General features: G+C 36.2%; 7 protein-coding genes. All 7 read left to right on the plus strand.

Annotated features, from left to right (window positions below; translation table 11 throughout):
* Positions 1-230: 230 nt before the first annotated feature.
* Positions 231-1,334, plus strand: a complete 1,104-nt coding sequence (locus WBY99_RS03025; protein WP_423974869.1) for an Mrp/NBP35 family ATP-binding protein — start codon at positions 231-233, stop codon at positions 1,332-1,334.
* Positions 1,335-1,422: 88 nt separating this feature from the next.
* Positions 1,423-1,671 carry a NifU family protein gene (locus WBY99_RS03030; RefSeq protein WP_373710267.1) on the plus strand — a complete coding sequence of 83 codons (249 nt, stop codon included), beginning with the start codon at positions 1,423-1,425 and terminating at the stop codon, positions 1,669-1,671.
* A gap of 151 nt (positions 1,672-1,822) precedes the next feature.
* Complete coding sequence (locus WBY99_RS03035; protein ID WP_423974865.1) at positions 1,823-2,683, plus strand: BadF/BadG/BcrA/BcrD ATPase family protein; 861 nt, start codon at positions 1,823-1,825, stop codon at positions 2,681-2,683.
* An 89-nt stretch (positions 2,684-2,772) separates the two neighbouring features.
* Entirely contained in the window at positions 2,773-5,061 is a 2,289-nt protein-coding gene (locus WBY99_RS03040; protein WP_423974866.1) for an NADP-dependent malic enzyme, read from the plus strand.
* 212 nt (positions 5,062-5,273) lie between these two features.
* A complete protein-coding gene (gene ruvA, locus WBY99_RS03045) occupies positions 5,274-5,858 on the plus strand; it encodes a Holliday junction branch migration protein RuvA (protein WP_423974867.1) in 585 nt (194 codons plus the stop codon).
* Between the two features lie 45 nt (positions 5,859-5,903).
* Positions 5,904-12,941 (plus strand): cell surface protein SprA, encoded by a 7,038-nt coding sequence (gene sprA, locus WBY99_RS03050; RefSeq protein WP_423974870.1) that lies wholly within the window; start codon positions 5,904-5,906, stop codon positions 12,939-12,941.
* A gap of 119 nt (positions 12,942-13,060) precedes the next feature.
* Complete coding sequence (gene folE, locus WBY99_RS03055) at positions 13,061-13,726, plus strand: GTP cyclohydrolase I FolE (RefSeq protein ID WP_423974868.1); 666 nt, start codon at positions 13,061-13,063, stop codon at positions 13,724-13,726.
* Positions 13,727-14,132: the final 406 nt, after the last annotated feature.

The following is a 14,132-nucleotide window of genomic DNA, read 5'->3' on the forward strand; positions in this document are numbered from 1 at the left end:
GAATATAGCTTCCACATATTCTAAATAAGAAAAAATCCCGCTTTTATGACGGGATTTTTCATGGATATTTTAAAATAAATTAATCCTTGAAATTACTCGGATATTGAAAATTTGAATACAAAAATGATAACTTTTTTAATGATAAAAATGCAAACATTTATCATAACTTTTACTCATTCTAAATAACAAAAATTTGCGTAAATTTGGCAATCAATTTATTATATAGAATTATGTTGACAAAAGATAAAGTTCAGGCCTTTCTGAAAGAAATAGAAGTAGAGGATTTAGTTCACAATTTCCAGGTAATGGGAAATGATGTGTATATCGATATGACTGCGCATTCACCAGCAATGCACGAAAAAAAGAAATTAGAAGCTGCCATGAAGCAGGCTTTTGCTTCAGAGTTTGGAGAAGAAATTGTTTTGAAATTGAAAATTGCATCTCCGGAACCATCAGAAGTTCAGCAAAGCCAAATCAAAGGAAAACAGATTAAGGGAATTCAAAACATTATTGCTATTGCCTCTGGTAAAGGAGGTGTAGGGAAATCTACAGTTGCTGCAAATCTTGCGGTAACTTTAGCAAAAATGGGTTTCAAAGTCGGGATTTTAGATGCTGATATTTATGGGCCGTCTGTTCCGACGATGTTTGATACGGAAGGTGCAAAACCAATCTCTGTAGAAATTGATGGTAAGAATTTAATGAAACCTGTTGAGAATTACGGCGTAAAAATGCTTTCTATCGGATATTTCTCTGGAGCCAATCAAGCGGTAGTTTGGCGTGGACCAATGGCTTCAAAAGCTTTAAATCAAATGATTCGTGACGCTGCATGGGGAGAATTAGATTTCCTTTTAATCGATTTGCCTCCGGGAACGGGCGATATTCACTTATCGATTATTCAGGAAGTTCCAGTAACAGGAGCGGTTATCGTAAGTACACCTCAACATGTTGCACTTGCCGATGTGAGAAAAGGAATTGCAATGTTCCAAATGGAAAGCATTAATATTCCTGTTTTAGGTTTAATCGAAAATATGGCGTATTTTACCCCAGAAGAATTACCGGATAATAAATATTATATTTTCGGAAATCAAGGAGCACAATATTTGGCAGAGGATTTAGGGATTCCTGTTTTAGGAGAAATTCCTTTAATTCAAAGTATTCGTGAAGCGGGTGATGTTGGTAGACCAGCTGCTCTGCAAGAAGGTTCAGCGATTTCTGAAATTTATATGAAGACCACTCAAAATATGATTGAAAGTTTGGTCGAACGGAATAAAAATCTTCCGGCAACGGAAGCGGTGAAAATAACAACCATGGCAGGTTGTTCTCCTAAAAAATAAGAAGCAATGATTCGTTTCCTTTAAAAAGACGAAAGCATGAAAATTTTTGAAAGGGTGTTTTTACAGTAACAAATCATGAACTAAAACGATGAACAAAGAAATAAAACACGAAGAAACAGTAACCAAAGTGATGGATGCCCTCGAAAGTATTCGTCCATTTCTGAATAAAGATGGCGGCGATATCGAACTTATCGATGTGCAAGGACAAACCGTTTTGGTGAAGCTTCACGGGAACTGTAATGGTTGCCCAATGAGTTTTTCTACCATGAAGTTGGGAGTAGAAACCACTGTAAAACAATTCGCTCCAGAAATTCTGGAAGTGTTGGCAGTAGAATAATTTTAAACGCAGCATTTTTATCAAATTAAAAAGCGGACATTTGTCCGTTTTTTATTTGAAATGCTCTTCGTAGGAGGAGATTCAATTGTTTCTATACATCCGAAATGGATTGAAATTAAATTAATATTTTAGCAGATTAAACGATTATTATATGATTGCCATAATAGACGGCGGTTCTACCAAATGTGACTGGGTAATCCTAGAAAACTCGGGGAAGCCTCATTTGAAAACTACAACTTTGGGTTTTAATCCTAATATCATAAATCCTGATTTTATCAGCCAGGAAATCGATAGAAACCAAGATTTATTTTTTGTAAAAAATCACATTGAAAAAGTGTTTTTTTACGGTTCAGGTTGTGGTACGCTCGCAAATGTAAAGAAAGTGGAAAATGAATTTGTGAAAGTTTTTCCGCAAGCAGAGGTTCGAATTAAAGAAGATTTAACTGCCGCCGCTTATGCCGCTTACAACGGTAAACCAGCGATTGTTTGCATTTTGGGAACTGGTTCTAATTCTTGCTTCTTCGACGGAGAAAAGATAAGAGTCGATTTGCCTTCACTCGGTTTTTTAATCGGTGATGAAGGAAGCGGGAGTGCTTTAGGAAAGCATTTGCTGCGTCGCTTTTTTATGAAAAAACTTCCAGCAGATTTGGAGCGTGAGTTTACTAAAACTTATAATCTCTCGATTGAAGAAGCAATTAAAATGATGTACCATAATCCGAGAGCCAATGCATATTTGGGAGAATTCAACAAATTTATTGCCGAACATAAAAGGCATCCTTATTTTCAGAATATGGTTTTCGACGAGATGAAAAATTTCCTCGATTATCAGGTTTTGCCTTATCCAGAATCGGGAGAAATCGAAATTAATTTCATCGGATATATCGCTTATATTTATGAAGATATTCTACGTGCCGCCGCCGCCGAACTTAATTTAACCATCGGGAAAGTAGTTCAGAAACCGATAGAAAGCCTAGTCGATTATCATAAGAAATACATCTTAAACCTTGGCTAATTTTCTTATAATCATTATTAAAGAAACTATTTCAAACATACATCGATAGAGGTTTCGTACCTTTACATGTTTATAAAAATCAATATATTATGTCCACTAAAAATAATAGAGACGAGAAAAACTTTAACCAAGCAGCCCTTGATTATCATAGCATTGAGCCAAAAGGGAAAATCGAAGTGATTCCTTCAAAACCACACTCTTCGCAAAGAGATTTATCTCTTGCTTATTCTCCAGGAGTTGCCATCCCTTGTTTGGAAATTGAAAGAGATCCCAAATTAGCTTACGAATATACAGGAAAAGGAAATTTAGTAGCTGTAATCTCAAACGGAACAGCAGTTTTAGGATTGGGGGATATTGGTGCAGAAGCGTCGAAACCAGTGATGGAAGGGAAAGGGCTTTTGTTTAAAATCTTTGCCGACATCAATGTTTTTGATATTGAAATCGATGAGAAAGATCCGGATAAATTTATTGAAATTGTAAAAGGAATTGCGCCAACATTTGGTGGAATTAATCTGGAAGACATCAAAGCGCCGGAAGCATTTTATATCGAGCAAAGATTAAAAGAAGAATTGAATATTCCGTTGATGCACGATGATCAGCACGGAACGGCGATTATTTCTGCTGCAGCATTATTAAATGCTCTTGAAATCGCAGGCAAAGAAATCGGTGAAGTGAAAGTGGTAGTGAATGGTGCAGGAGCTGCAGCAATTGCTTGTACCAAACTCTATTTAGAATTGGGGTTAAAAAAAGAAAATGTACTGATGTGCGACTCTAAAGGAGTTATCAATCATAAAAGAGAAAACTTAACACCAGAGAAAATTGATTTTGTTGCAAATACAGAAATCGAAACTTTGGCAGATGCATTAAAAGGGGCAGATGTTTTCATCGGATTGTCCAAAGCTGATGTAATGACGGCAGAAATGCTTTTGAGCATGGCAGAAAATCCTGTCGTTTTTGGTTTGGCAAATCCAAATCCTGAAATCGAGTACGAACTTGCGATGGAAACTAGAAAAGATACCATCATGGCAACCGGAAGAAGCGATTATCCTAATCAGGTGAATAACGTTTTAGGGTTTCCGTACATTTTCCGTGGTGCGCTAGATGTGCAGGCAACTGGAATTAATGAAGCGATGAAATTGGCAGCAGTTCATGCAATTGCTAATTTAGCAAAAGAACCTGTTCCTGAAGCGGTAATTCTTGCCTATAACTTAAAGGGGCTTAGCTTCTCAAGGGAATATTTTATTCCTAAACCATTTGATAACCGTTTGATAACAAGGGTTTCAAAAGCAGTAGCAAAAGCAGCTATGGATAGCGGAATCGCTGGAAAGCCTATTGAAAATTTCGATGATTATGAAAACGTATTACTCGACAGAATGGGTCGCGACGAGAAACTCATCCGAATGATGCAGAACAGAGCGCGTTCTAATCCGAAAAGAGTTACCCTTGGTAATGCTGAGGAATATAATGTATTGAAAGCGGCACAAATCCTTTACGAAGAAGGAATTGCACAACCGATTTTATTGGGTGAGAAAAAATATGTGCAAGAGCAGATGAAGAAATTCGGGATCAATATCGATGTGCCGATTGTAGATCCGATGGCTGAAGACCAAGAAGAAAACCGTGTGAAATATCGCGAAACACTTTGGAAATTACGTCAGCGAAAAGGAATGAACGAATACAAAGCGAAAAGATATGTTCGACAGAGAGATTATTTTGGTCCATTAATGTTGCGTCACGGTGATACTGATGCATTAATCGTTGGTTTTTCCAAAAATTATTCTTCTACTTTAAAACCGATTTTAAAAATTATTGAAAAAGAAAAAGGGGTTGATAAAATCGCTTCAATGATGATGATTATGACGGAAAAGAAGCCGTTGTTCTTTACAGATGCTTCTATTATTCAAAATCCAACATCAGAAGATTTGGTAAATATTGCAAGAATGGCGGAAATGACGGTGAAAACTTTTGCCGTAGAACCAAGAATCGCCATGTTGTCTTTTGAGAATTTTGCCGCAATTTCTGAGACTTCTAAAAAAGTGGCAAAAGCGGTTTCTATTCTTCACGAGAAATATCCGAAAATGATTGTTGACGGTGAAATTCAACCAGATTTTGCTTTGAACGCAGATCATCTTTCCGATTATCCGTTCTCGAAATTGGGGACCACACCAGCAAATGTTTTTGTTTTTCCAAATCTTGAAAGTGCCAATCTTTCCTATAAAATTATTCGCGGAATGAAAGTTGCGCAAGTGGTAGGGCCAATTTTGATGGGCTTGAAACAACCAGTTCACGTTTTACAAATGCGCGCAAGTGTAGATGAAATTGTGAATCTAGCGACGATTGCTGTTTTGGATGCACAACGAAGAGAAGAAGGAAAATAGATTTTTTCAAATAACTTTTAACATTGTCAGAGTTCTACACTTTGACAATGTTTTTTTTTGAGATTATTAATTCTAAACTATTTTGATGATTTTGTGCCAAAGATTGCTTTAAAACGTAAAATTTTTTTTATAATTCTATTTAAAAACATTTGTTTAATACCTTTTTTCATAAGCTTTAAAAATCATATATTTGAAACTTTTAGAAAAGCACTATGATATATTCATTAAAAGGAATAGTTCAGCAACTTAATCCTACTTCGGTGGTTGTTGATGTAAGCGGAGTTGGGTATTTTGTCGGCATCAGTTTGCAGACTTCCGAAAAATTAGTTTTAGGAAAAGAAACGTTTTTAAATATTCAACAGATTATTCGGGAAGATGCTCATTTGCTTTTCGGCTTTAACACAATTTTAGAAAAAGAAATGTTCAATCTGTTAATAAGCGTTAATGGAGTAGGGCCTGTTTCTGCTCTGATTATGCTCTCGTCTTTGTCGCTTACCGAGATCGCTTCGGGTATTCTTTCTAACAATAGTGCGATGCTGCAAAAGGTGAAAGGAATTGGTGTAAAAACCGCTGAAAGAATCGTCGTTGATTTAAGGGATAAAGTCCAAAGATTCAATGTTTCTGAGGAAAATATTTCTATATTTGTGAATAATAAAGTGAAAGAAGAATCGTTATCTGCATTAGAGGTTTTGGGAATTTCTAAGAAGATGAGTGAGAAGATTGCAGACCGAATTCTAAAGCAGAATCCTGATCTTCGTGTAGAAGATTTGGTGAAGCAAATTTTAAAAAATATTTAACACTTGGAGCATAATAATTTTTTTCAGCATAGATTTTTAGTTTTTATTTTAACGTGTTTCTCTTTTGTGAGCAGTTTTGCCCAAGAGAAACCAGCCGATAGTACGTCAGTTAGGAAAGATTTTTCTTTGCCCAACCCGATGAGGTACGATGCATTTTACGATGTGGCGAGCGGGATGTATATTCTGTATCCTAAAATCGGAAATACCGTCGTCGGAAATCCGATGTCGATGACCTCGAAGGAATATCATCAATATGTGCTCAAGAATCAATTGAGCGATTACTATAAAGAGAAGTCTGCCACTAATGCTTTGGGTTATAGAAAAGACCAAACCGAAGCCATTAAAAAAGGACTGCTCCCAAGTGTCGATATTAAAAATAAGATTTTTGAATCTATTTTCGGTGGCAATAAAATCGAGATTATTCCACAAGGTTTTGCCTCTTTCGATATCGGCGGTCTTTATCAAAAAATCGATAATCCTTTAATTCTACCACAAAACAGAACCAATTTTGCCGTCGATATACAACAAAGAATTCAGATGGGATTGTTGGGTAAAGTTGGTGAAAACCTACAATTAAAAGCCAACTACGATACTCAAAGTGGGTTCGCTTTTGAGAACAGGATGAATTTGGTTTGGCAAGCAAAAGGATCTTGGAAAGATTTGCAGTCAAAAGGTTTAACGGATAAGACTACTGGCGGAGAAGATAAAATTATAAAAAGAGTAGAATTCGGAAATGTTAATATGCCGCTTTCCACCAATTTAATTAGAGGTTCAGAATCTTTATTTGGTTTGAAGACCGAATTCCAGTGGGGTAAAACTAATGGAACTTTGGTGTTTTCTCAACAGCAAGGGGAAGCCCGAACAATAGTCGCACAAGGTGGTGGCGTAATGAATACCTTTAAATTAAATGCGATTGATTATGAAGATAATCAACACTATTATTTAGACCACTATTTTTTAAATAATTACGATAAAGCACTTCTGAATTATCCACAAATTAATTCTAGAATTAGTATTACCAGAATTGAAGCTTGGGTTTTAGATCAAGGTTCAGGAAATCTTCAGGATCAAAAAGGGATTTTGGGGATTCGTGATCTGGGAGAAGGGATTGCTGGTTTCCCGGATAATGCTCAGAATAATTTATATCAAAGTATTTCCGCTGCAATTGGGATTCCGAGAGATGCAGGAACAGATTATGGAAATGTCATCAAAGGACAATTGTTTCCAAATGCAAATGGGTCACCCGAAGCTTATGCAGATGGTGAGCAATATATTTTCAATAGAAGAGCTCGAAAATTAAATCAAAACGAATTTACATTTAATCCACAGTTAGGATACCTATCGCTTAATCAAAGATTAAATGACAATCAACTCTTGGCGGTTTCTTATAGTTTTACCTTGAATGGTGATAATAAAGTGTATAAAGTTGGTGAATTTTCAGAAGAAAGTCCGGTTTTAATTACCAAAGTTTTGAAACCAAACAGTACCGTAAAAACCACTTCACCGATGTGGGATTTGATGATGAAGAATATTTATCCATTAAATACCAATCAAATCAATCCAGACGGATTTTTATTAAATGTTTTTTACCGTGATCCACAAAATGGTGGAAAAGTAAATTATCTGCCAGCAACCGTTAATAATCCAACCACGCAAGTCAATCCAAACCTTTTGAAATTATTCAATTGGGATCGTTTGAATATGAATAATGATTTACAAGAAAGCGGTGGAGAAACGGGTGACGGGATTTTCGATTTCGTGCCAGGAATTACCGTTGATTCTGAAAATGGAAAAGTGATTTTCACCAAAGCGAAACCTTTCGGTGCTTATTTGCAAACGGTTTTGGGAACAAGCGATCCGAAATTCGTTTATAATGAATTGTACGATCAACAGAAACAAGTGGCTTCTCAAAGTAATTTGGCTTTGCGCTACACAATGGAAGGTCGATTTAAAGGAACTCAAGGATCTGGGATTTCTCTTGGCGCCATCAATGTTCCGCAAGGTTCTGTAAAAGTTTCTGCCAATGGTGTTCAACTTCAAGAAGGTGTTGATTATACGGTAGATTATATGTTGGGAACGGTAAATATTATTAATGAAACCGTAAAGCAATCTGGGCAGGCAGTGAGTATTTCCCTCGAAAATCAACTAACTTTTAATACCCAAAGAAAAAGATTTTTAGGTTTAAACTTAGAAAGAAAATTCAATGAACATCTTACCGTAGGTACAACCGTTGTTAATTATGCGGAAACCCCTTTAACACAGAAAGTAAATTTCGGTCAGGAAGCGGTGAATAATACCATGGCAGGATTCAATATTTTATATAATAATGAATTGCCATTTTTAACAAGATTAACCGATAAAATTCCTTTTGTAAATACAGAAGCACCGTCGAATTTAAGTTTCCTTGCAGAAGGTGCTTATTTAATCCCAGGACAAAATAAAGGAATTGGCGACCAATCTTATATTGATGATTTCGAACAAAGTACTTCTAAGATTTCATTAAAAGAACCTGCGATGTGGAGTTTGGCTTCAAAACCAGAAAAAAATCCTGAACCTTTCTTTTTAAATGGAGGTTTAAATGATAATCTTGCTTCCGGAAATGGAAGAGGATTATTAACTTGGTATAATATCGATCCGAGATTCTACGGAATTGGTGGTAAAGCACCAAGCGGAATTAATGCCGCCGCAGTTTCTAATCATGCTTCAAGAAGAGTTCAAACTCAGGAATTATACAACAGCAGAGATTTCGTGGCGGGTGAACAATTATATACCAATACCTTTGATATCACTTATTTCCCGAATGAAAGAGGACCATATAATGTCAATAAAAATGTAGAAACTACCCAAGAAAGATGGGCTGGTTTAATGCGACCGATTTCTGTGTCAAACTTTATCAACTCCAATATTGAGTATGTAGAATTCTGGATGATGGATCCTCACGCTGATGGAAACCCTTTAGGAAGCAACCCGAAATTACTTTTGCATTTAGGAAATGTTTCTGAAGATGTTCTGAAAGATGGTAAACTCCAGTACGAGAATGGATTGCCAACGCCGAGTACGCCAGTAAATACGACAACTACCAATTGGGGAGTTCAACCGAGCCAGAACCCAATTCTATATGCATTCTCCACGGAAGGTGAAGATAGGACAGCGCAGGATTTAGGGTACGATGGTTTAGATGCAGAAGGTGAGGCAGCGAAATTTGGAACCAATTTTGTAAATCCGGTGACCAACCTTTTGGATCCGGCTTCCGATGATTTCGTGTTTTATTTATCAGATAAATTCCAAGGAAATCAGGCATCTTCTTTAATGGAGCGTTATAAATACTTCCGTGGACCTGAAGGGAATTCTCAAAGCAACACTTTGGAAGTTGCTACTCAAGCTCCAGATACAGAAGACATAAATAGAGACGGAAACCTTGATCAAACAGAGAGCTATAACCAATATACCATTGAACTTGATAAAAACAAAATGGTTTTGGGCGAAAATTTCATCGTTGATGTTAAAGAAGTTGAAGCGAAATTCCAGAACGGACAAACTGGAAAAAACAAGTGGTTTTTATTCCGTGTTCCTGTTGCACAGTTTGATACAGGAGCAGGTGAGGCTGATGCTTCTATTTTAAATAATGTTCGCTATGCCAGAATGTTGTTAACAGGATTTGACCAAGCTTCAACCATTCGTTTCGGAACTTTAGATTTAGTAAGAAGTGACTGGAGAAAATACACCAAAAATATTGCAACCAATACAACCGATATCGACGAAGGAACTAATTTTGTGACCGATCAAAATTTAGATGTTGGAAGTGTGAACTTAGAAGAGAACGGTGAGAACCAACCTCCGTATGTTCTACCTCCAGGAATCGAAAGACAGATTCTTAGCGGAAACGCTGGTGCACAAAGACAAAACGAAGCGTCATTATATATGAAGGCGCAACCTTTAGCGAAAAACTCTTCTCGTGGAGTTTTCAAGAATGTGACTTTGGATATGCGTCGATACAAAAATTTAGAATTGTTCGTTCACGCAGAAGATTTAAAAAATGTGAATTCATCGAACTATGATGAAGATGCAAAATTCTTTATCCGTTTCGGAAGCGATGCAACCGATAACTATTATGAATATGAAGCTTCTTTAAAATACACTTCTAAAAACGCAAGATCACCACTGGAAATTTGGCCATCTGAAAACACCGTGAATCTTGCCATTCAGAATTTCGTTGATGCTAAATTAAGAAGAGACCAGAACTTCCCATCGGGAATAGATGTTCGCCGTGAAGATGTGGAATATGGAATACTGGATCCTAACAAAAAAATCTATATCAAAGGTCGCCCGAGTTTAGGAAGCGTGACCACGATTATGTTAGGAGTTCGAAATAAAAACACGCTCATCGATAAAGAAGTGGTTTTATGGGTAGATGAGATCCGTCTTTCAGAAATTGAAAATAAAGGCGGTTATGCAGGAAATGCAAGTGTGAATTTCAACTTAGGAGATTTTGCTTTGGTGAATGCCAATGCGTCCTATTCAACAGTTGGTTTCGGTGGAATTGCCGAAAAACCTTCTGAAAGATCACAAGCTGAACACTCTGCTTACAGTATTAATACAACAGTAAATGTTGATAAATTCTTACCAGAAAAAGCAGGTTTAAAAATCCCTGTGAATTATTCTTACACGCAAACCACCGAAGATCCTAAGTACAATCCACTGGATAATGATGTGACTTTCGAAAATGCACCAAACAGAGAAGAACTGAAAAAAGTGGCGAGAACTTATACTCAACAAAGAAGTATAGGTGTGGTGAATATGCGGAAAGACCGAACGAATCCGAATAAAAAAGCGAAGTTCTACGATATCGAAAATGTGTCGGTAACTGCGATTTACAATGACGATTATTATCGTGATGTTTATACCAAAAAGAACTACAGACAATACTTGAAAGGATATGCAGATTATAACTATTCTTTCAAACCATTTGTCATTAGACCGTTCAATATAATAGTGAGCGACACTGCGAAATCTTATAAATATTTAAGATGGTTGAAAGAAGTGAATATCAATCCAGTTCCCACTAGATTATCTTTCCGTACAGAAATCGATCGTAATTATAATGAATTAGAGTTCAGAAATATCGATGCTATTCTTGGCGGAAATGCCGGTCAGGACTTTGATGCCATTAGAAACAGAAACTTCTATTTCGGCTGGCAATATGGTTTAGGATTTAACTTTACCAAATCATTAAAGTTAGAAATTAATTCTTCTATGCGAACTTTAAATGATAATCTGAGTGTTTATGACATGAACAACAAATCTATTTTTGCGGATCCTTTCAGAGCAGGGCGTCCTGTTTTATATAACCACAGGGTTCAGTTGAATTACAGATTGCCATTTGAGTATTTACCTTATTTAGATTTCATTAATGTAGAATTAGGATACGGCTTTACTTATAATTGGAATGCGAGAAGTACCGTGATGACCAATTTTGTGAATCCGGAAACCAATCGTTCCGAAAGTTTAGGAAGCATTGGACAGAATACCAATAATATTATTGCAACTTCAACGGTTGATGTACCGAAATTCTTTGGAAAATTCAAGTATTTCCAAAATATTAATACCAAAATGCAGAAGCGTAAACAGGAAATAGATTCCTTGAATAATGTTTACAATCTAGCATGGCAAAAGGTCAATACGAAAAAAACCTTTAAGAATTATAAGTTCAAAAATAAATTGAATCCACTTCAAGCTTTTGCTTATGCGTTAACATCAATCAAACAAATGGATGTTTCTTATAATGAAAATAATGGGATTGTATTGCCAGGATTGCTTAATGCACCAAATTGGTACGGTTATGGACAAGCTTTGGGCGGGCCAACTTATGGTTTTCTATTGGGTTCACAAGCAGATATCCGCAGAACAATTTTGGAGCGTGGCTGGGTTTCAGATTCAGATTATATGACCGATCCGTACATGCAGATGAAGAACCAAAATTTCTTGGCAAATGTGCAGATAGTGCCTGTAAATGAATTTAGAATTGATATTAATTTCTTGCATAACTATACTAGTAATTTCACGCAGGCGGGCTACAATGTAAGACAAAACTTAGATTATCCAAATCATGATTTTGCCTTTGGAAATGATTTAATGACCTATTCCAGAACAACCTGGACTTTCGGGACTTCATTTACTGATGGTAAAACCATTTATGACAATATCGTTTCTAATGCAAGAACTATTTCCCGGCAAATGGGAGGAGCACTTGATGCTAATGGATTTACCGACGGGCATTCATTGGCAAATCCTTATGTGTTGATTCCAGCTTTCCAGGCAGCAGTCGAAGGAAAAACACCAAGTGGTGCAATGACTGATGCTAAAAAATCTGGATTCCCATTGCCAAACTGGCGGGTTATTTATTCTGGATTGAAAAATATTCCTTTGGTCAACAGCCAGTTTTCTAAGTTTGATATTCTTCATGGTTATACTTCAACTTATACGGCGACAGGAATACAGTCGAGTGTCGATTTTTACAATGTTCAGAAAAATGGAGCGACAGACCGAGATGCGTTTGGAGATATTTACAATCCTTACACCTTCTCTCAAGTCGGTTATGTGGAGGCCTTTGCACCATTAATCGGAGCTGATGTTACGATGAGAAATAATATGCAATTCCGAGCGCAATATAATGTCGATCGACTGTTGATGCTCGGTTTAGTGAATCATACTTTAACAGAAGATATGGGGAAAGAATATATTTTTGGATTCGGATATATTCTGAAAGATTTAAAAATGAAAATGAACTTCAAAGGAAAAGAAAAAACCATTAAAAGCGACTTGAATATTCGTGGAGACTTTTCTTTGAGAGACAGCCAAACTAGAATTACCAATATTTTACAAGATGATTCACAAGTCACAGGCGGACAGAAAATGATGAGTTTTAAATTATCTGCAGATTATAATATGTCTCAGAATTTTAATATCAGATTCTTCTACGATCAGCTGATGACGAAGTATAAAATTTCTACCGCTTTCCCACTTTCAACAGTGCGGGCAGGTTTAACCGCAACATTTACTTTCGGCGGAAGTAGCGGGTTCTAATAATAATTTTACGATAATCTAGAACGATTATCTTCATTCAAAATCCCTCTCCATTGAAGAGGGATTTTGCTTGATGATTAAATTTAAATCCCTAATTTTGCTTATCATTAAATAACCTTATGAATAATCATATAGATAACGACGACGATGTATTCTCCGGAAACGAACATACACCGTTACGATCTGACGCATTCGAAAAATCCCCAGAAGAAAAAATCGAAATTATCCAAAAACATTTCCATCAAATCATGGAAACTTTAGGAATGGATATGACCGATGATTCCTTGAAAGATTCCCCGAGACGCGTTGCAAAAATGTATGTGAATGAAATTTTTGGCGGTCTTCTTCCAGAAAATAATCCACGCATTTCTACCTTTTCCAATAAATATAAATACCGCCAAATGTTGGTGGAAAAAGACATTACGGTTTATTCATTTTGCGAACATCATTTCTTACCCATTATTGGTAGAGCGCACGTTGCTTATATTTCAAATGGCGAAGTAATTGGTCTTTCAAAGATCAACCGAATCGTAGATTATTATGCAAAACGTCCGCAAGTTCAGGAGCGATTAACCATGCAAATTGTAGAGGCTTTGAAAGTTGCACTCGGAACGACAGATGTTGCTTGTATCATTGAGGCGAAACATTTGTGTGTAAATTGTCGTGGTATAAAAGATACTGCAAGTTCAACAACTACCGCAGAACTTAGCGGACTTTTCAGAAACAACCCGATTACAAGACAAGAATTTCTACATTATGTTGGAAGTCGTGCGAAATTGGATTAAATTAATTGGAAAATGTGGAAGTTTGAGAATTTAAAAATGAAATATTTTGTGCTTTAATTTTCATTCTTTATTGGAAGTTATTTTGTCAAAGTTTTCAGAAGTTTTTTTTAATTCCGAGAATTTTCTTTCCCCAACCCTAAAGGGTGGAAAATTCTCTAAAAACAGTTTTCAACAACAAGATTTGTCTTCTTAACAAAACCAAGACTTCTTTAAAAATTGGAAGTTCAACTCCCTTTAGTTGGGGCAATTTGGATTTTCAATTTTTTATAACTTAGCTGAAATTTTCAGAAGTTAAATTTTGCTTTGTTAAATCGTTATTTATAGTTTTTACTAAATTATAAACTGAATTTTTCAGAATAAAACAGAATAATAAGAAAACTCCAGAGGAGTTTTATCTGTGTAGAAT

This window comes from Kaistella sp. (assembly GCF_049588135.1).
Taxonomy (GTDB): domain Bacteria; phylum Bacteroidota; class Bacteroidia; order Flavobacteriales; family Weeksellaceae; genus Kaistella.